The sequence below is a fragment of the Phytohabitans aurantiacus genome (assembly GCF_027923225.1).
GTDB classification, from domain to species: Bacteria; Actinomycetota; Actinomycetes; order Mycobacteriales; family Micromonosporaceae; genus Phytohabitans; species Phytohabitans aurantiacus.
Genome location: NZ_BSDI01000059.1, coordinates 23,547 through 42,304, shown reverse-complemented (window position 1 = coordinate 42,304; position 18,758 = coordinate 23,547). Strand labels below are relative to the sequence as shown.

Sequence of the window (18,758 nt, the reverse complement as noted above, 5' to 3'; positions counted from 1 at the left end):
CGACGGCCACGACAAACCCTGAACTGGCATACTCCAGCCCAGAAGCTCAACCAGCACCTCGTTGCACTGACCCCCTGAAACCGCCTCTCTTTTCGCGTGTTTTTGCCCTTGATCGATGCGAATGGCCTTGATCGACGGCGCCGCTCGTCCGCCGCGCGAGACGCGAAGCCGCCGCGCGAGACGCGAAGCCGCCGCGCGAGACGCGAAGCCGCCTGCGGCGGCTGCTAGCTGAAGACGACCAGAGCGACCCACGCGGCCACGAAAAGGCCGAGCGTCGCCGCGAGCACCCAGGTGGGCACGGTGTGCTCACCGCGACGGTTGCGGGCGATCTCCGCGGCTATCTTGTCGCGCCGCTTCTGGTACCAACCGCGCGGCTGCTCGCCGCCTTGCCTGAACGAGTCATCCATGACACGGCGAGCGTACTCCGCCGTCGGACGCCGGCCCGCGCCGGACGGTCGCGTGGATCTTGGAGCCCGGACGTCTCCAGAGCGACGGTCGCTATGGCGACGGTGGAGCTCCAAGATCTGGACGACGGCGGCGTCTGTGGCGACTAGCTGCCCCTGCAGGGGCAGCTAGTCGCCACAGTCTCGGCCGCCGCCGTGCCCTGACCGCAACATCGGCGAAAACGCGGCCTCCGGGCCGCGTTTATGCAGCAAGTTCCCCGTACTCGCGCGAACGCGGATGCCCGCGAGGTGCGGTCCCGGGTCGTGTCGCGCGACGCTGATGGCGTCAACATCGCGCCCACACCGAACGAACGGCCCGCGACCAACGATCGGCCCGCGACACATGACCGGCCGGCACGCCGGCCGCGCCCGCGCCGGCCGCACCCCGCGCGGGCGGCACCGCGCGGCGCGCCCGCCTGGACGCCGCGCACAGCCGCACCCGCGCAAACGCCGCACGCAGACGCCGCACACGCGGACGCCGCACGCAGTCCACCCGCGCAAACGCCGCACGCGCGGACGCCGAGCGCGGGCACCGCCCGTGCCGGGCGGCGATCAAGGGCTTTCGCATCGATCAAGGGCGAATGCACGTGGTTTTGAGATCAAACCGCGTGCATTCGCCCTTGATCGGCGCGCCGGGCGCGGCGACACGCCGTCACGGGCGGGCCGCAGCGCCGGGGAAAGGACGGGCGCGGACCGGTTTGCCCCTTTCGCCCACCTGTGGGCAGCCCGCAGGGCCAGGATTCCTTGATCGACGGAAGCGGCCCAAGCACCCAGCGCCGCAAGCTGCCAAGCGGCCACGCGCCGCAAGCGGCCACGCGCCACGCGCCACGCGCCACAAGCGTCGCAAGCGGCCAGCGCGCGGAAGGCCGCCAGCGCGCGCCGGGGCGCGCCCGGCCGGCGCCGCCTCACGGCGACGCACGCGCGGCGGCCGCACGTGATCAGGGCGTCCCTGAAGTCGTTCTAACGACTTCAGGGACGCCCTGATCATGGCGCTACATGCTTGCGATCAAGCGTTCCACTCGCTCGTCGTAAGCGCGGAACGGGTCCTTGCACAGCACCGTGCGCTGGGCCTGGTCGTTCAGCTTCAGGTGGACCCAGTCGACCGTGAAGTCGCGGCGCTTCTCCTGGGCGTGCCGGATGAACTCGCCGCGCAGCCGCGCCCGCGTCGTCTGCGGCGGCGTCTCCTTCGCCTCGAAGATTTCCAGGTCGGTGGCGACCCGGTCGACCTGGCCGCGCCGCTCCATCAGCCCGTACAGGCCGCGGCCGCGCCGCAGATCGTGGTACGCGAGGTCCATCTGCGCGATCCGCGGGTGTGACAGCGGCAGGTCGTGCTTCTCCTGGTACCGCTCGATGAGCTTGAGCTTGGTCACCCAGTCGATCTCGCGGGACACCGGCTCCAGGTCGCCGGTCTCGACGGCGCGCAGGACCCGGCCCCACAATTCGACCACGCGCTTGGCGATCTGGTCGCCGCCGCGCCGCTCGACGAACTCGGTGGCCTTCGCCAGGTATTCCTGCTGGATCTCCAGCGCGCTGACCTCCTTGTTGGAGGCGAGCCGCACCTTGCGCCGGCCGGTGACGTCGTGCGAGACCTCGCGGATCGCCCGGATCGGGTTTTCCAGCGACAGGTCGCGCATCACGACGCCGGCCTCGATCATGCGGAGCACGATGTCGGCGCTGCCCACCTTGAGGAGGGTGGTGACCTCGTTCATGTTGGAGTCGCCCACGATGACGTGGAGGCGGCGGTACCGCTCGGCGTCGGCGTGCGGCTCGTCCCTGGTGTTGATGATGGGGCGGCTGCGGGTGGTGGCGGACGAGACGCCTTCCCAGATGTGCTCGGCCCGCTGCGACAGGCAGTACACGGCGCCGCGCGGAGTCTGCAGCACCTTGCCGGCGCCGCAGATGAGCTGGCGCGTGACCAGGAACGGGATCAGGACGTCGGCGAGCCGGCCGAACTCGCCGTGCCGCGAGACCAGGTAGTTCTCGTGGCAGCCGTACGAGTTGCCGGCGGAGTCGGTGTTGTTCTTGAACAGGTAGATCTCACCCGCGATGCCCTCGTCGTGCAGGCGCTTCTCCGCGTCGACGAGCAGCCCTTCCAGGATGCGCTCGCCGGCGCGGTCGTGCGCCACGAGGTCGGCCACCGAGTCGCACTCTGGCGTGGCGTACTCGGGGTGCGAGCCCACATCGAGGTACAGCCGGGCGCCGTTGCGCAGGAAGACGTTGCTGGACCGCCCCCAGGACACCACGCGGCGGAACAGGTAGCGAGCCACCTCATCGGGAGACAGTCGCCGTTGGCCTCGGTACGTGCAGGTGACGCCGTATTCGGTCTCAATCCCGAAGATTCGCCGTTCCATGAAAAGACATTAGCCGTCTCTGGCCCTGAACCGTCACTCCCGCCGCAAGGTTTCGTAGTACTCCAGACACGCCTCGTACCGAGGGAGCGACTCCGAAGCCTCCGATAGTGGGGGTGCCGCCGCGTCGCGCGCGGAGAGCAGCGGCTCGTCGACCGGCCAGTCGATGCCCACCGAGAGCGGGTGCACGGTGTGCTCGGCGGCCGGGTTGTACGTGGTGGAGCACAGGTACGTCAGCGTGGCGTCGTCGGTGAGGGCGCAGAAGCCGTGGCCGAGCCCTTCGGCGATGTAGACGGCCTTGCGGTCGACGTCGTCGAGACGTACCGCCTCCCAGCGCCCGAAGGTCGGCGAGCCGGCCCTGAGGTCGACGATCACGTCGAGCACCGCGCCGCGCGGGCAGGTGACGTACTTGGCCTGGCCGGGCGGCGTATCCGCGAAGTGGATGCCGCGCACGACCCCCCGTGCCGAAACCGACATGTTGGCCTGGGCGAGGTCGAGCGGGTGGCCGACCGCCTCGGCGAGCTTGTCGGCCCGGTACCACTCCAGGAACAGGCCGCGCGGATCACCGTGTTGCTGGGGCGTGATCTCCCACGCCCCCTCGATGCCGAGCTGGTTGATCTTCACGGCAGCCGGGCCACGGTGACGAACTCGTTGTACGTGAAAATCTTGCCCATGAACCGCGGGAACGGGAACGAGTACTGCTTGATCACCGTCATGCCCAGGTCACGGCACATGGACGCCGCCTCGGCGAAGCCGACGAACCGGACGTGCGTGGCGTCGCTCGCGTAGCCGCGCTCCTGCGGCGTGATGAACACCGCCGTGCCGCCCGGCTTGACGCACGGGAGGTACGACTCGATGACCTTGCGGGCGTCGGCCTCGGGCATGTGTTCCAGCAGGTGCGCCGCGAGCATCGAGTCGAACGTCGCGCCGCGCTCGGTCGCGAAGAACTCCTCTGTCGTGTACGCCTCCAGGCCCTGAGCCCGCGCCACCGCGATGGAGGTCGGGTTGTGGTCGACGCCGACCCCGTTGCCGCCCAGGTGGGCCAGGTTGCGGCCGAGGCCGCAGCCGACGTCGAGGGTGCGGCCGAGGTTGAGCCGGCGGATGTTCCATCGGTAGGGGCGCTGGACGTCCAGCACCTGCTTCCAACGGGCTCCGGTTACGCGCTGTAGGCGGTCGGTGTAGTCGACACCATCGGTGCCGGGGTTCGATTCGCGGTCCGTGTCAGGCACGGCGGGTAGCCTTTCAAACAGGACGATCGGCCGCAACTATCCGCGCTCAGTATCGAGCAGCTCCAACAGATAGTCACCATACCCACTCTTCGTCAGCGGAATCGCCAGCTCACGCACCTGCGCCTCGTCGAGGAAGCCGGCACGCCAGGCCACCTCCTCGACACAGCCGATCTTGAGTCCCTGCCGTTCCTCGATCACGCGCACGAACTCGGCCGCCTGCATCAGCGACGTGAACGTGCCGGTGTCGAGCCAGGCCGTGCCCCGATCCAGCACGGTTACGGACAGCTCACCGAGGCCCAGGTACGCCTCGTTGACGGCGGTGATCTCCAGCTCGCCCCGGTCGCTCGGCTTGAGCTGGCGGGCGATGTCGACCACCCGATGGTCGTAGAAGTACAGGCCGGGCACCACGTACCGGGACTTGGGCCTTTCGGGCTTCTCCTCGATCGAGAGCACCTTGCCGTCGCCGTCGAACTCGACCACGCCATACGCCTCGGGGTTGGCCACCGGGTACGCGAACACCCGACCCCCCACGGGGTCGGCGTGCTCCGTGAGCTGCTGGCCCAGCCCGACGCCGTGGAAGATGTTGTCCCCCAGAATCAGCGCCGCCGCCTCACCGGCCAGGAACTCCTCGCCGATCAGGAACGCTTGGGCGATGCCCTCCGGCTTGGGCTGCGCGGCGTACTCCAGCCGGAGCCCCCACTGCGAGCCGTCGCCGAGCAGCCGCTGGAACTGCGCCTGGTCGTCCGGCGTGGTGATGATCAGGATCTCGCGGATCCCTGCCATGATCAGCGTAGAGAGCGGGTAGTAGACCATCGGCTTGTCGAAGACCGGCATGAGCTGCTTCGAGACCGCCCGAGTGATGGGCCAGAGCCGCGAGCCGGTGCCGCCGGCGAGAAGGATTCCGCGCACCCGCAGTACCTTAGCCGCCGCCGGCCAGGCCACTCGCGTAGACTGCGTGACCCGTGAGGGTCCTCGTCACCGGCGGTGCCGGCTTCATCGGTTCCGAGTACGTGCGGGAGCTGCTTCGCGGCAGCCTCCCCGTCGCCGCGCCCGCGGCGGTCACCGTGCTCGACAAGCTCACCTATTCCGGCAATCTGGCCAATCTGGACCCGGTGCGCGACGACCCGCGGCTGACGTTCGTGCAGGGCGACATCTGCGATGCCGCCGTCGTGGACCAGGCCGTCGCCGGCCACGACGTGATCGTGCACTTCGCCGCCGAGTCGCACGTCGACCGGTCCATCGAGGGCGCGGCGCCGTTCGTCACGACAAACGTCCTGGGTACTCAGACGCTGCTCGACGCCGCGCTAAAGCACGGCACGGGGCGGTTCGTGCACGTGTCGACCGACGAGGTGTACGGCTCGATCGAGAACGGCTCCTGGACCGAAGACTGGCCCCTCGCGCCCAACTCCCCGTACTCCGCCTCCAAGGCCGGCTCCGACCTGCTCGCCCTGGCGTACTTCCGCACCCACGGCATGGACGTCGTGGTGACCCGGTGCTCCAACAACTACGGGCACTACCAGTTCCCGGAGAAGGTCATCCCGCTGTTCGTCACCAACCTGCTCGACGGCGGCACGGTCCCGCTGTACGGCGATGGCGGCAACATCCGCGACTGGCTGCACGTGCGCGACCACTGCCGCGGCATCGCGCTCGTGCAGGACAAGGGCCGGCCGGGCGAGGTCTACCACATCGGCGGCGGCACCGAGCTCACCAACAAGGAGCTCACCGGCAAGCTGCTCGCCGCCTGCGGCGCCGGCTGGGACCAGGTCACGCCGGTCACCGACCGCAAGGGCCACGACCGGCGCTACAGCCTCGACATCAGCAAGATCAGCCAGGAGCTCGGGTACTCACCCAGCGTCGACCTGGAGACCGGCCTCGCACAGACCGTGCAGTGGTACCGGGACAACCGCGCCTGGTGGGAGCCGCTCAAGCGATGACTCGCTCTCGTGTCACCGATTTTCTTGTCACCGGCGCCGGCGGGATGCTCGGGCGGGACCTGCTCGCGGTACTGGCGGCGCTCCCGGACATCAAGGTCACCGCGCTCGCGCGGGCCGATCTCGACGTCACCGACGCCGGTGCGGTGAAAGAGGCGATCGCGGGACACGACGTGGTGCTGAACGCCGCGGCCTGGACCGACGTCGACGGCGCCGAGACCCGTGAGGCCGAGGCGACGGCTGTCAACGGCGACGGCGTCGCCAACCTGGCGCGCGCGTCGGCGGCCGCCGGGGCGCGGTTGGTGCACGTCTCGACCGACTATGTGTTCGGTGGGACCGGCTTCCCCGACCTCTCCGGCGGAGCCGGCCCCACGCCGTACCCGGAAGACGCGCCCACCGACCCGATCAACGCGTACGGCCGGAGCAAGCTGGTCGGCGAGCAGGCGGTGCTCGCGGCCGGCGGCTTCGTGGTACGCACGGCGTGGCTGTACGGGGCGCACGGGCCCAACTTCGTGTCGACCATGCTCCGGCTGGCCGGCGAGCGCGAGCACCTCGACGTGGTCGACGACCAGCGCGGCCAGCCCACCTGGTCGTACGCCCTCGCGGAGCGGCTGGTGGCGCTCTCCCTCGCGGACGCCCCCGCCGGCGTCTACCACGGCACCGCGAGCGGCGAGACCACCTGGTACGGGCTGGCGCGGGCCGTGTTCGAGCTGAGCGGGCTGGACCCCGACCGGATCCGTCCCACGACCAGCGACAAGTACCCGCGGCCGGCACCCCGACCCGCGTTCAGCGTGCTCGGACACGCGCGGTGGTCGCTCGCGGGGCTGCCGCCGATGACAGACTGGAAGACGATGCTGACGTCGTACCTGGGAGCCGGCCGTGTCTGACCTCCCCCGCGTGAGCGCCGTCGTCCTGGCGTGGCGCACCGAGCCGCTGCTGCGCCGGTGCGTCGAGGCGCTGCTGGCGTCCGTCAAGGTCGACGTCGAGGTCGTACTTGTCGACAACGGCTGCACCAACCCCGACCTGCCGTACCTTTCCGCGCTCCCCGGCGTGGTGGTGGCCGGTACCGGGGAGAATGTCGGTTTCTCCGCGGGCTGCAACATCGGCGGCGCGGCGGCGACCGGCGAGTACCTGGCACTGGTCAACGGCGACGCGATCGTCGAGCCCACCGCACTGGCCCGCCTCGTCGAAGAGCTCGACGACCCGACCGTGGGCATCGCCGCCGGCGCGGTACGCCTCGCCGACGAACCCGACCTGCTCAACTCGCTCGGCAACGAGATCCACGTACTCGGCGTGAGCTGGGTCGGCGGCTTCCGCGAGCGAGACACCCGCACCGAGCCCACCGAGACCGCCGGCGCGATGGGCGCGTTCGTCGTGATGCGGCGCGCACACTGGGAGCGGCTGGGCGGCTTCGACCCGCTGTACTTCGCGTACGTCGAGGACGCCGAGATCTCCATCCGCACCTGGCGGATGGGCCTGCGCGTGGTCAACGTGCCCGACGCGGTGGCCCTGCACGGGTACGAGTTCAGCAAGGTCAGCTTCAAGTTCTACCTGATCGAGAAGAACCGCCTGATGTTCGTCACCACGGTGTGGGGCGGACGAGCGCTGTTGCTGCTCGGGGCGCCGCTGGTGGCGCTCGAAGGCGTGATGATGCTGCTGGCGCTCAAGGAGGGCTGGCTGCGCGACAAGCTGCGCGGATACGGTTGGCTGTGGAAGCACCGCGCCCACATCCGCGCCCGCCGCCGCACCCTCCAGGCCGAACGCCGCGTCCCCGACCGCGAGTGGATGCGGGTGCTGACGGACCGCTTCGACACCCCCTTGATCAACCCACCGGGCGTGTCGGTGCTGAACGCGGTGATGTCGGGCTACTGGCGTCTGGTGAGGCGCTGGATCTGACCCGCCTCTCCCGGAGAGGGCCGCCTGCGCGCGACATCGACGCATCGCCCCGGCGCCACGCGCCCGGACGCCCCGCGCACCGCGCCCCACGCGACATCGCCGCGCGCCCCACGGACACCGCGCACCCCACAGGCACCGCGCGCCCCGCGGACCCGCCCCGCACCGCGCGTCCCACGCGCACCGCGGGCACCGCGGGCGCCACGGGCGCTGCGCGCCAGGCGTGCCGCGGTGCGCTCCGTGCGCTGGGTGCTGGATGCAATAGCGCCACGCGCGCCGGTGGTGCGGCGCGTGGCGCTATTGGGATCGCGTGGGTTAGTCCTTCGCGTCGCCCTCTAGGTCGGCGGAGCCGGCCGACGAGCTGGGCTTGTCTTCCGGTGGGGCCGGTGCCGCTGACTCCTCGTCGGAGGCGGGCTCGGTGGCCGTGGAGCCGGGCTCCAGCAGGGCGGTCAGGGCGGCTCCCGTGACCCTGCGGAAGGTGCGGCCCTTGCGGCGCCGGTCGAGGACGGCCACTTCGAGGTGGTCGGCGCCGATGGTGCGGGCCGCCCCGCCCTCGCCGCCGACGCTGCCGAGCGCCTTCACAGCCAGCTTGACCGCGTCGGCGAGCGACATGTCGGAGCTGTGCGCCTCCTTCAGCACCGTCGAGATGGCCTCGGACTGGCCGCCCATCGCCATCGAGCCGGGCTCGTCCTGCACGGAGCCGTCGTACGTGATGCGGTAGAGCTCGTCGGAGTCCGGGGTGGCGCCCACCTCGGCGACGCAGATCTCGACCTCGTACGCCTTCATCTGCTCGGTGAAGATGGCGCCCAGCGCATGGGCGTACGCGTTGGCGATGGCACGGCCGGTGACGTCGCGCCGGTCGTAGCTGTAGCCGTTGAGGTCGGCCATGCGCACGCCGGCCCGGCGGAGGTTTTCGAACTCGTTGTAGCGCCCGACGGCGGCGAAGCCGATGCGGTCGTAGATCTCGCTGACCTTGCGTAGGGAGGTCAGGTTCTCGGCGACGAACAGCACCCCGCCCTCGTACGTCAGCGCGACGGCGCTGCGTCCCCGGGCGATGCCCTTGCGGGCGTATTCCGAGCGGTCGCGCATGATCTGCTCGGGGGAGGCGTAGAACTGCATGGCCACGGCGGGCGGCTCTCCTTCGACCTAGGTGGGCTGGCCTGATGGGCGGGGCTCAGCCGCCGATGTTTTCCATGCGGCGGGCGACGACGGACTCGGCGATGGTGGCCGTCTCCTCGTCGGTGAGGCGGCGGGTGCCCTCGGCGGTCGCCGTCATCACCACCGGGTAAATCTTGCGGGTCAGGTCGGGGCCGCCGGTGGCGGTGTCGTCGTCGGCCGCGTCGTAGAGCGCCTCGATGCCCAGCGTGATCGCGTCGTCGACGGACAGGCCGGGACGGTACCGCTTCTTGAGCGCGGCCTTGGCGAAGAGCGAGCCGGAGCCGATGCCGTCGTAGCCGGTCTCCTCGTAGATGCCGCCAGCGATGTCGAAGCTCCAGATGCGGCCGGCCTTCGCCGGGTCGCTGGCGCCGAGGTCGAAGCCGCCGAAGATCGGCACGACGGCGAGACCCTGAAGGGCGGCGCCGAGGTTGTTGCGGATCATGGTGGCGAGGCGGTTGGCCTTGCCCTCCAGCGAGAGCATGACGCCCTCGATCTTCTCGTAGTGCTCGAGCTCCACCTGGAACAGCCGGATCAGCTCGATGCCCACGCCCGCGGTGCCGGCCATGCCGACCAGCGAGTACGGGTCGGCGGGGTGCACCTTTTCGATGTCGCGGCTGGCGATGAGGTTGCCAGCGGTGGCGCGCCGGTCACCGGCCATGACCACGCCGCCGTCGGCGACGATGGTGACCACGGTGGTGGCGTGCGCGGACGCGAGCTCGGCCGAGTAGCCGGGCGGCAGCGGCCGGCGGCCGGGCAACATCTCGGGCGCCGCGACGCTCAGGAACTGTGTGAAGGAGGAAGTCGCCGGGGTGGTGAAGAAGTCCGGTATCCGGCCGGACGGATCGAAACCCGCTGCCACGTGGTTCCCTTCGGTCTAGGTGATCGCCTTGGCAAGATACCCGGGACGCCCGTCGCCTGGACGGCAGGCCTCCCCGCCGTCCAGAAACGGACTTTTAGGTCACTGTCCGCCTTTTTGCACGTAGCCTCGGACGAACTCTTCCGCGTTTTCCTCCAGGACGGAGTCGATCTCGTCGAGGAGGTCGTCGACGTCCTCGGTGATCTCCGCGTGCCGCTCGGCAACCTCGGGGTCGACCTCGGGCGCGACCTCGTCGACCTCTTGGTCGCGGCGGGCCTTGCCGGACTGGGACTGACCGCCGGAGTCACGGGTAGCCATATGTGCCCCTCCTCAACATCGCTTGCAGAAAACGTACCTCGCCGGTGCGACGAAAACGCAGCGACATTCAGCTCCCGCCGGTGATGGCTTCCAGGAGATCCTTGGCGCTGGGGCACTTGTCGAACAACGCACCCACATGCTTGCGGGTGCCGCGCTCGGGCTCCATCATCGGCACCCGGACGAGTGACTCCCGCCCGACGTCGAAGATGACCGAGTCCCAACTCGCGGCCACCACCTCGGAGGCGTACTGGGCGAGGCATCGGCCGCGGAAGTACGCCCGGGTGTCCTCGGGCGGCTCGACCATGGCGGCGCGGGTCTGCTCGTCGGGCAGCAGGGTCTGCATCGAGCCGCGGGCGACCAGCCGGTGGTACAGGCCCTTTTCGGGGCGCACGTCGGAGTACTGCAGGTCGACGAGCTGAAGCTTGTGCGAGGCCCAGCCCAGCTTCTCCCGCTCGCGGTAGCCCTCCAGCAGCCGCAGCTTCGCCACCCAGTCGAGCTCGTCGGCGCAGAGCATGGGGTCACGGCCGAGCTTGTCGAGCACGGCCTCCCAGCGGGCGAGCACGTCGATGGTGGGCGCGTCGGCGTCGGCGCCGTACCGGTCATCCACAAAGGACTTGGCACGCTCGAAGTAAGCCCACTGCAGGTCGAGGGCGGTGAGGCGGCGACCGTCGCGCAGCCGCATGAGGTGCTTCAACGCCGGGTCGTGGCTGACGGCCTTGAGCTCGGAGACCGGGTCGGCGATGCCCAGGTCGGGCGTGAGCACCTTCTCCTCGATCATCGTGAGCACCAGCGCGGTCGTGCCGACCTTGAGGTACGTGGAGATCTCCGACAGGTTGGCGTCGCCGATGATGACGTGCAGCCGGCGGTACTTGTCGGCGTCGGAGTGCGGCTCGTCGCGGGTGTTGATGATGGGCCGCTTGAGGGTCGTCTCCAGGCCCACCTCGACCTCGAAGAAGTCGGCCCGCTGCGAGAGCTGGAACCCGGGCTGCGACCCGTCCTGCCCGATGCCCACCCGGCCGGCGCCGGTGACGATCTGCCGGGTCACGAAGAACGGTGTCAGATACGCGACGATGTCGGCGAACGGCGTCTGCCGGCGCATCAGGTAGTTCTCGTGGGCGCCGTAGCTGGCGCCCTTGTTGTCGGTGTTGTTCTTGTAGAGGTGGATCGGGTGGGTGCCCGGGATCGTCGCCGCACGGCGGGACGCCTCGGCCATCACCCGCTCCCCCGCCTTGTCCCACCGCACGAGGTCCATCGGGTTCGTGACCTCTGGCGTCGAGTACTCAGGGTGGGCGTGGTCGACGTAGAGCCGAGCGCCGTTGGTGAGGATGACGTTGGCGAGGCCCAGGTCTTCGTCGGCGAGCGCCTCCGCCGGGTCGTACGCCGCGCCCGAGTATGTGAACCCGCGGGCGTCACGCAGCGGCGACTCCTCCTCGTAGTCCCACCGTGCCCGCCCGCCGCGCGTCAGTTCTGGACGCGCCCCGTAAGCGTTGACCACCTGCGATGAGGTGACCATCGGGTTGGCTCCGGGCTGGCCGGGCACCGAGATGCCATATTCGACCTCGGTTCCCATGATCCGCCGAACACTCATGCCTCGCCTACCTCACTGCCCGGGCGCCGCACCCCGCGCGCCACTCGTCGAGCGTAGTCCGCCGGGCACGCTCCGCGCCGCGAGCCACCCCCACCAATAAGGCTTCGCCCGGCGCTTGCCCGAACGTCACCCCGGGTTCGCCGGGGCCAGGCATCATGCGGCGGGCTTTACCAGTACCAGAATCAAGGAGCGACGGTGAGCGAGCTGACGGCGGCACGGCCTGCGACGGCGCCGATTCGGCGCCTGAGCCCGATGCTGTGGGGCGCGCTCGCCGTCTTCGCCGCGACGGCCACGGCGATGATTTGGACGTACGCGTCGACGCACCAAATTTTTCCCGACAGCCAGTGGTATCTGATTTATACGTACCGGATGCTGGGCGAGGATCGGGCCGGCTCCGAACGGATCGTGCTCGACTACGTCCGCGACCACGGCACCTTCAAGCCCTACGACTACCTGTGGGCCTCGAAACCGTTCACCCTGAGCTACCGGCCCAGAATGCTGCTTCCGGTGCTCTCCGTGCCGTTCGTGGCGCTGTTCGGGCCCGGTGGCATCGTGGTGGTCCCCGGGATCGCGTTCGTGGCGGCGATGCTGCTCATCTACCGGTTCGCGACGGGGCACGCCTCGGTGCCGGCGGCGACCGCGGCGAGCATCCTGGCGGTGGCGTCGCCGCTCGTGGCCAAATGGTGCGTCGGCGGGCTCACAGACTCGCTAGCGTTGCTGTTGCACACCGCGATGCTCCTGCTGCTGCCCTGGCGCAAACCAGCCACAAAATGGACAGTGGCGGGGTTGGCGGTGGTCACATTCCTGACGGCGACGACGCGCACCATCACCCCGTACACGGTGACGACCGTCGCGGCGGTCTGGTGCTGGGCGATGCTGAGCCAGCGCGAACGCTGGCGTTCGTGGACCCTCGCGGCCGCGGGCGCCGCGACCGGCGTCGTGGCCGGCGCCGTCTGGAGCAGGCTGATGAGCGCGGGACTGACGAGCAGCGATCATTTCAAGAGCCTGACCGGGGGCAAGGCGCGCACATTCCACGAGGCGATTCCCTGGTACCGGGAGAACCTGCCGACCGCGCTGGGACGCGAGGTGACGGTGGTGCTGTCGAGCTGGCCGCTGGTGCTGCTGATCGTGCTGTCGTCGCTGGCGTGCGTGGTGGCGTGGCGCACCGTGGTGCCGTGGCTGGTGGTGTCCGCGTGGGTCGGCGCCGCGGGCATCTTCCTGGTGGCACCGTTCATGACCATGTTCCGGTACGAGATCCCGGTCCTGCCCGCGTTGGTGGTGGCCGCGGCGGTCTTCGCCGACCGCGTGGTGCCGCAGACAATGATCAGGGCGTCCCCCAAGTCGTTCTAGCTACTTGAGGGACGCCCTGATCAGGAAGTGCATGCTACAGGTACTGGCCGGTGTTGCTCACGGTGTCGATGGAGCGGCCCGCCTCGGCGCCCTTGCCGCCGGAGACCAGCGTGCGGATGTACACGATCCGCTCGCCCTTCTTGCCGGAGATCCGTGCCCAGTCGTCCGGGTTGGTGGTGTTGGGCAGGTCTTCGTTTTCGCGGAACTCGTCGACGCAGGCGTCGAGCAGGTGCTGCAGGCGAAGGCCCTTGCGGCCCGACGACAGGAACTCCTTGATCGCCATCTTCTTGCCGCGATCGACGATGTTCTGGATCATGGCGCCGGAGTTGAAGTCCTTGAAGTACAGGACTTCCTTGTCACCGTTGGCGTAGGTCACCTCGAGGAAGCGGTTCTCCTCGGTCTCGGAGTACATCCGCAGGACGACCGCCTCGATCATCGCCGCGACCGTGGCCTGGGCATCGCTGCCGTGCTCGGTCAGGTCGTCGGGGTGCAACGGGAGGCCGGTGAGGATGTACTTCGAGAAGATGTCCTTCGCCGCCTCGGCGTCCGGACGCTCGATCTTGATTTTCACGTCGAGGCGGCCGGGGCGCAGGATGGCCGGGTCGATCATGTCTTCCCGGTTGGAGGCGCCGATCACGATGACGTTTTCCAGGCCCTCTACGCCGTCGATCTCGCTGAGGAGCTGCGGGACGATCGTGTTTTCCACGTCGGAGGAGACGCCGGAGCCGCGGGTGCGGAACACGGAGTCCATCTCGTCGAAGAACACGATCACCGGAGTGCCCTCGCCGGCCTTCTCGCGAGCCCGCTGGAAGATCAGGCGGATGTGCCGCTCGGTCTCGCCAACGTACTTGTTGAGCAGCTCAGGGCCCTTGATGTTCAGGAAGTAGCTGGTGTGCTTCTCCTGACCGCGGCGCTCGGCGATCTTCTTGGCGAGCGAGTTGGCGACCGCCTTGGCGATGAGCGTCTTGCCGCAGCCGGGAGGCCCGTACAGCAGGATGCCCTTCGGCGGGCGGAGCTGGTGCTCGCGGAAGAGGTCGGCGTGCAGGAACGGCAGCTCCACGGCGTCGCGGATCTGCTCGATCTGGGTGTGCAGGCCACCGATGTCTTCGTATCCGACGTCGGGCACCTCTTCGAGGACGAGCTCCTCGACCTCGCTCTTCGGGATGCGCTCGTACGCGTACGACGAGCGCGGCTCGATCATCAGCGAGTCGCCGGCCCGCAACGGGCTGCCGATGAGCGTGTCGGCCAGGTGGACGATCCGCTCCTCGTCGGCGTGGGACACGACGAGCGCCCGGTCACCCGGTGCGCCGTCGAGACCCTCCAGGATCTCCTTGAGCATGACCACCTCGCCGACCCGTTCGAACCCGAACGCGTCGACGATGTTGAGCGCGTCGTTGAGCAGGACTTCCTGCCCTCGGCGCAGCTCGTCGGTGTCGAGTGACGGGGAGACCGCCACTCGCAGCTTCCGGCCGCCGGTGAAGACGTCGACCGTGCCGTCGTCGTGCTTGGTCAGGAAGACGCCGTAACCGCTCGGTGGTTGTGCCAGGCGGTCGATCTCTTCCTTGAGCGTGACGATCTGGGCTCGAGCCTCCTTGAGGGTGCTCACGAGCCGCTCGTTGTTCTCGGTCAGTCGGGCCAGCTGCGCCTGCGTTGCCGCGAGCCGCTCCTCGAGCTGCCGGACGTGTCGGGGGCTTTCGGTCAGCTTGCGCCGCACCAAGGCCAGTTCCTCTTGAAGGAACGCGACCTGAGTGGAGAGATCGTGGGCCTCCTTCTCCCACCGTGCGGCGCGCGAGTCCGCGTCGTCGCTGCGTGCCACGTCCCACCTCCCCGGGGGCTCGAACGTACTGCCTTAAACACTAACCGGTGCGAGGGCGATTCGAACCTACGCAACACCCTCGTCACCGAAGCTTGATCGTTACGGCACCCGAAACGCCGGAGGACGGCACGCGAAACGCCGAGCGACACGCGAAAAAACCGCTCACAGTGTCGGACGCCCGACCATGGACGCGACAAGCCGGGCGAACTCCTCCAGCCGGGCGATCTGCCCCGCACCGCCGTCGTCGAGCGTCTTGCCGAACCGCAGCGCGTCATGGCGTACCGCCTGGTGGTCCTCACCGGGCGGGGCAGGCGTGGCACCGGACTCGTCCAGCGAGCTGAGCAGCAGGTACACGTCGATGCTGTCGACCCTGGCCTGGCCGCTCGGGGTCCTGGTCAGGCGCCGGCGGCAGCCCACCTCGGTGACCGTGGAGAGCGGTACGACCCGCAGCGAGGAGGTCATCGAGCCGGGCGGGCCGTCGCCCGGGGCGACGTCTTCGCCGTGCCACAGGATGAGACGGCTGCCGTCGCAGACCACGACCTCCTGCCAGACGCCGTTGACCTCGTTGACGAAGCGTTCGAGGGTGAAACCGAGCACAGTCGCGCCGCGCAGCACCCCGCCGAGGGCCTCCAGGGCCACTTCAGGGTCGCGCAGGTAGGCGCGCGCCGCCGAGTCCAGGTCCTGGTACGGCGACCAGTCGGGGAACACCGCTGGCAACTCGCCACCCCCGAACGCGGGCCTACTCATCGACGCTCGTGCCCTCCCCCCGCTGTGCCTCGCGACGCAGGCGGTATGCCTCCGCGCCCTTGCTCGGCTTGCGGCGGCGCGGCGGCGCGGTGACGCCGGGTGCCAGTCTGCGCGCCGAGACGAGAAACGCGGTGTGAGCGATCATACGGTGATCCGGGCGCACCGCGAGCCCTTCCGCGTGCCAGTCGCGCACCAGTGACTCCCACGCGCGTGGCTCGGTGAAGCCACCACGCTCGCGCAGCGCCTCGACGAGCTCGGAGAGCTGCGGGGTCGTGGCCACGTACCCGATGAAGACGCCGCCCGGCACGAGCGCCCGCTCGACCAGGTCGAGGGCCTCCCACGGGGTCAGCATGTCGAGGATGATCCGGTCGAAACCGGTCTCGGTGCACTCGGCCACGTCACCCACGTGCAGCTTCCACGAGGGGTGCGGCCCGCCGAGGAACGCCTCGACGTTGCGCCGGGCGATCGCCGCGAAGTCTTCACGCATCTCGTACGAGTGCAGCTCGCCGGACGGACCGATGGCCCGCAGCAGCCAGTTGCTCAGCGCGCCGGACCCGGCGCCGGCCTCCAGCACCTTGGCGCCCGGGAAGACGTCACCCATCGCGATGATCTGCGCGGCGTCCTTCGGGTAGATCACCTGCGCGCCGCGCGGCATCGAGAGGACGTAGTCGGACAGCAGCGGGCGCAACGCCAGGTACGCCGTGCCGCCGGAAGAGGTCACCACGCTGCCGTCGGGCTGGCCGATCAGCGCGTCGTGCTCGAGCGCGCCGCGGTGGGTGTGGAAGGACCGCCCGGGCTCCAGCACGATGGTGTGCATGCGGCCCTTGGGGTCGGTGAGCTGCACCCGGTCGCCCGGGCGGAAAGGACCCCGGTGGGCGGGCGTGAGCTCGATGTCGGACAGCGCGGTGGTCACGCGGGGTCCCCGTGGAAACGTGGAGCGCAGCGGAGCGTTTTCGTGGGGTGCTTCACTCGTTCATCTTCCGTTTGGGCTCCAGGAGCTGTGCCAGGTCGGCGACGTGCAGGACGCCGACCACATCTTCGCCTGACGTCACGAGGTACTGCGCACCCGGGTGCGCCTGCACCGTTTTGATCACCTGCTCGCCATCGAGATCGACCGGCATCGCGTAGATCCCGTCGATGCCGCGCGACACGGAGTCGACCGCCACCCAGGGGCGGCGCTCGACCGGTACGGCGGCCGCCGCGGCGCGGTCGACCAGCGCGACCAGCCTGCCGGCGGCGTCGGACACGCCCAGCGAGGCGTCGGCGCCGCGCCGCTGGGCCTCCGCGAGGGGCGTTCCCGTCGGCACCGCGAACACCGGCCGCGCGAGGCGTGCCAGGTCGATCAGCGGGAACCGCCGGCTGATGCGCGCCGCCCGGATGGACTGCCCGGCGCCCTGCCACAGCGTGAACGCCACCAGGAGCATGAACGCCAGCCCGAACGGCGAGAGCAGCCCGGTCGCCGTGAGCAGGGCGACCACGAGCGCGGTGCCGATCGCGACCGCGCGGCCGACCCAGCCGGCCACCTCGGTGCCGAGGTGCCGGTCGCGGCTGACCGCCCACACGCCGGCGCGCAGGGCCCGCCCGCCGTCGAGCGGCAGGCCCGGCAGCGAGTTGAAGATCGCGACCACGATGTTGCTGACCGCGAGCTGGAACGCGAGCTGGTGCGGCAGCGTGCGCTCGGGCAGCGCGGCGGTCGCGACGGCCGCGCCCACGCCGAGCACCAGCGACACGGCCGGCCCGGCCAGCGAGACCAGCAGGTCGACCTTGGGGCTGGGCGCGTCGCGGTCCATTTCCGTGTATCCGCCGAGCAGCTCCAGCGTGATCCCGCGCACACCGATGCCGTACCGGCGTGCCGTCAGCGCGTGGCCCAGCTCGTGCAGCAGCACGGAGCCGAGCAGGCAGACCACGAAACCGAAGCCGACCGCGTATCCGGCGAGCTGCGACAGGTCGAGCCGATCGCGCACGAACTCGCCGTACAGCACGGTGACGAGCAGCGCCAGCAGCAGCATCGAGGCGTTCAGATACAGCGGGACGCCGAAGACCCGGCCAAGCGTCAGTCCGGGCCGGCGCTCGGTCGGTTCCTGTGACACGCCTTCGATGCTACGGGTTGCCGGGCGCGGCGCGCCGAACTGTCATACGGGTGCCATAGCCTTTGCCCTATGACGGTGGTGGAGCAAGAAGTTCGGTATCCGACCCTCTCTCCCTCACGCGCGGCCGATTTCAAGACCTGTCCCCTGCTCTACCGCTTCCGCACCATCGACCGGCTGCCCGAGCGCCCCACCTCCGACCAGGCCCGCGGCACGCTCGTGCACGCGGTGCTGGAGCGGCTGTTCGACCTGCCGGCCGCCGAGCGGGTGCCGGCCGCGGCCGCCGGCCTCGTGACCCCGGAGTGGGAGCGCCTCGTGGCCGAGGCGCCCGACCTGGCCGAGTTGGTCACCGAGGGCGGCGAGGAGTTCTTCGCGTCGACGCGCGAGCTCCTCGACGGATACTTCACTGTGGAGGATCCGCGCCGGCTGGAGCCCGCCGAGCGGGAGACCCTCATCGCCACCCTGGTCGACGAGCAGCTCCTGATCCGGGGCTACGTCGACCGTCTCGACGTGTCGCCGGCGGGCGACCTGCGGGTGGTCGACTACAAGACCGGCGGGGCGCCGCGCGAGGCGTTCGAGGCGCGGGCGCTGTTCCAGCTCAAGTTCTACGCGCTGGTGCTGTGGCGCACCCGCGGCGTCGTGCCCCGTGTGCTCCGCTTGCTGTACCTGCGGGATCAGGAGATCTGCGACTACTCCCCCGACGCCGAGGAGCTGGCCCGCTTCGAGCGCACGCTGCTGGCGCTGTGGCGGGCGATCGAGCAGGCGACGGCCACCCGCGACTTCCGCCCCAAGCCCAGCCGGCTGTGCGACTGGTGCAGCCACCAGGCGCTGTGCCCCACGTTCGGCGGCACCCCGCCACCGTTCCCCGAGCCGGGTGCGAAGGCGGCCGGCGAGACCGGTGCGGAGACGGGCGCACAGCCCCTCCTCCTCGGGGAGGATGACCGCCTCACCACCAGCGAGGAAGGCACACCTCCGGTTACCGGATAGTTTCGCC

The 18,758-nt window shown here is 69.9% G+C and carries 18 protein-coding genes; 5 read left to right on the top strand and 13 right to left on the bottom strand.

The features are described from left to right. Nucleotides 1–224: 224 nt before the first annotated feature. The 5 genes from QMG73_RS38095 to rfbA all read right to left on the bottom strand — a co-directional run bounded on the left by QMG73_RS38095 (nucleotide 225) and on the right by rfbA (nucleotide 4,929). Entirely contained in the window at nucleotides 225–407 is a 183-nt protein-coding gene (locus QMG73_RS38095; protein ID WP_281903851.1) for a hypothetical protein, read from the bottom strand. A gap of 1,028 nt (nucleotides 408–1,435) precedes the next feature. Next, nucleotides 1,436–2,794, bottom strand: coding sequence for a Pup--protein ligase (gene pafA, locus QMG73_RS38090; RefSeq protein ID WP_281903850.1), 1,359 nt, complete (start codon nucleotides 2,792–2,794; stop codon nucleotides 1,436–1,438). Between the two features lie 33 nt (nucleotides 2,795–2,827). After that, nucleotides 2,828–3,415 (bottom strand): dTDP-4-dehydrorhamnose 3,5-epimerase family protein, encoded by a 588-nt coding sequence (locus QMG73_RS38085; RefSeq protein WP_281903849.1) that lies wholly within the window; start codon nucleotides 3,413–3,415, stop codon nucleotides 2,828–2,830. Continuing rightward, nucleotides 3,412–4,020 (bottom strand): class I SAM-dependent methyltransferase, encoded by a 609-nt coding sequence (locus QMG73_RS38080; RefSeq protein WP_281903848.1) that lies wholly within the window; start codon nucleotides 4,018–4,020, stop codon nucleotides 3,412–3,414. The genes QMG73_RS38085 and QMG73_RS38080 overlap by 4 nt, the downstream gene beginning before the upstream one ends. A gap of 36 nt (nucleotides 4,021–4,056) precedes the next feature. After that, nucleotides 4,057–4,929, bottom strand: coding sequence for a glucose-1-phosphate thymidylyltransferase RfbA (rfbA, locus tag QMG73_RS38075; RefSeq protein WP_281903847.1), 873 nt, complete (start codon nucleotides 4,927–4,929; stop codon nucleotides 4,057–4,059). Between the two features lie 53 nt (nucleotides 4,930–4,982). Here rfbA and rfbB point away from each other — a divergent pair, with 53 nt between their 5' ends. The 3 genes from rfbB to QMG73_RS38060 are packed head-to-tail and all read left to right on the top strand — an operon-like array spanning nucleotide 4,983 to nucleotide 7,847. Further along, the gene (gene rfbB / locus QMG73_RS38070; RefSeq protein ID WP_281903846.1) at nucleotides 4,983–5,954 is read left to right on the top strand and encodes a dTDP-glucose 4,6-dehydratase; all 972 of its coding nucleotides are present in this window, start codon (nucleotides 4,983–4,985) and stop codon (nucleotides 5,952–5,954) included. After that, nucleotides 5,951–6,838: a dTDP-4-dehydrorhamnose reductase gene (gene rfbD / locus QMG73_RS38065; RefSeq protein ID WP_281903845.1), complete on the top strand. Its 888-nt coding sequence runs from the start codon at nucleotides 5,951–5,953 to the stop codon at nucleotides 6,836–6,838. Before rfbB ends, rfbD begins: the two co-directional genes overlap by 4 nt. Then, nucleotides 6,831–7,847 carry a glycosyltransferase family 2 protein gene (locus tag QMG73_RS38060; RefSeq protein ID WP_281903844.1) on the top strand — a complete coding sequence of 339 codons (1,017 nt, stop codon included), beginning with the start codon at nucleotides 6,831–6,833 and terminating at the stop codon, nucleotides 7,845–7,847. Before rfbD ends, QMG73_RS38060 begins: the two co-directional genes overlap by 8 nt. A gap of 312 nt (nucleotides 7,848–8,159) precedes the next feature. Here the strand turns inward: QMG73_RS38060 and prcA are convergent, their stop codons facing one another. The 4 genes from prcA to dop form a co-directional block, all read right to left on the bottom strand. Further along, entirely contained in the window at nucleotides 8,160–8,969 is an 810-nt protein-coding gene (prcA, locus tag QMG73_RS38055; protein WP_281903843.1) for a proteasome subunit alpha, read from the bottom strand. Between the two features lie 49 nt (nucleotides 8,970–9,018). Next, nucleotides 9,019–9,861 (bottom strand): proteasome subunit beta, encoded by an 843-nt coding sequence (gene prcB, locus QMG73_RS38050; protein WP_281903842.1) that lies wholly within the window; start codon nucleotides 9,859–9,861, stop codon nucleotides 9,019–9,021. A gap of 99 nt (nucleotides 9,862–9,960) precedes the next feature. Beyond that, the gene (locus QMG73_RS38045; RefSeq protein ID WP_281903841.1) at nucleotides 9,961–10,176 is read right to left on the bottom strand and encodes a ubiquitin-like protein Pup; all 216 of its coding nucleotides are present in this window, start codon (nucleotides 10,174–10,176) and stop codon (nucleotides 9,961–9,963) included. 67 nt (nucleotides 10,177–10,243) lie between these two features. Then, the gene (gene dop / locus QMG73_RS38040; protein ID WP_407676911.1) at nucleotides 10,244–11,764 is read right to left on the bottom strand and encodes a depupylase/deamidase Dop; all 1,521 of its coding nucleotides are present in this window, start codon (nucleotides 11,762–11,764) and stop codon (nucleotides 10,244–10,246) included. 195 nt (nucleotides 11,765–11,959) lie between these two features. On the opposite strand from dop, the gene QMG73_RS38035 reads away from it, so the two are divergent. Then, nucleotides 11,960–13,114, top strand: coding sequence for a hypothetical protein (locus tag QMG73_RS38035; protein ID WP_281903840.1), 1,155 nt, complete (start codon nucleotides 11,960–11,962; stop codon nucleotides 13,112–13,114). Nucleotides 13,115–13,148: 34 nt separating this feature from the next. Here QMG73_RS38035 and arc read toward each other — a convergent pair whose 3' ends face one another. The 4 genes from arc to QMG73_RS38015 all read right to left on the bottom strand — a co-directional run bounded on the left by arc (nucleotide 13,149) and on the right by QMG73_RS38015 (nucleotide 17,686). Beyond that, nucleotides 13,149–14,930 carry a proteasome ATPase gene (arc, locus tag QMG73_RS38030; protein ID WP_281903839.1) on the bottom strand — a complete coding sequence of 594 codons (1,782 nt, stop codon included), beginning with the start codon at nucleotides 14,928–14,930 and terminating at the stop codon, nucleotides 13,149–13,151. A 162-nt stretch (nucleotides 14,931–15,092) separates the two neighbouring features. Beyond that, on the bottom strand, nucleotides 15,093–15,677 hold the full coding sequence (locus QMG73_RS38025) for a hypothetical protein (RefSeq protein WP_281903838.1): 585 nt from the start codon (nucleotides 15,675–15,677) through the stop codon (nucleotides 15,093–15,095). Continuing rightward, the gene (locus QMG73_RS38020) at nucleotides 15,670–16,590 is read right to left on the bottom strand and encodes a tRNA (adenine-N1)-methyltransferase (RefSeq protein ID WP_281903837.1); all 921 of its coding nucleotides are present in this window, start codon (nucleotides 16,588–16,590) and stop codon (nucleotides 15,670–15,672) included. Before QMG73_RS38020 ends, QMG73_RS38025 begins: the two co-directional genes overlap by 8 nt. A gap of 52 nt (nucleotides 16,591–16,642) precedes the next feature. Continuing rightward, nucleotides 16,643–17,686: a M50 family metallopeptidase gene (locus QMG73_RS38015; RefSeq protein ID WP_281903854.1), complete on the bottom strand. Its 1,044-nt coding sequence runs from the start codon at nucleotides 17,684–17,686 to the stop codon at nucleotides 16,643–16,645. A gap of 150 nt (nucleotides 17,687–17,836) precedes the next feature. On the opposite strand from QMG73_RS38015, the gene QMG73_RS38010 reads away from it, so the two are divergent. Beyond that, nucleotides 17,837–18,751 carry a RecB family exonuclease gene (locus QMG73_RS38010; RefSeq protein ID WP_281903836.1) on the top strand — a complete coding sequence of 305 codons (915 nt, stop codon included), beginning with the start codon at nucleotides 17,837–17,839 and terminating at the stop codon, nucleotides 18,749–18,751. The last annotated feature ends 7 nt before the right edge of the window (nucleotides 18,752–18,758 follow it).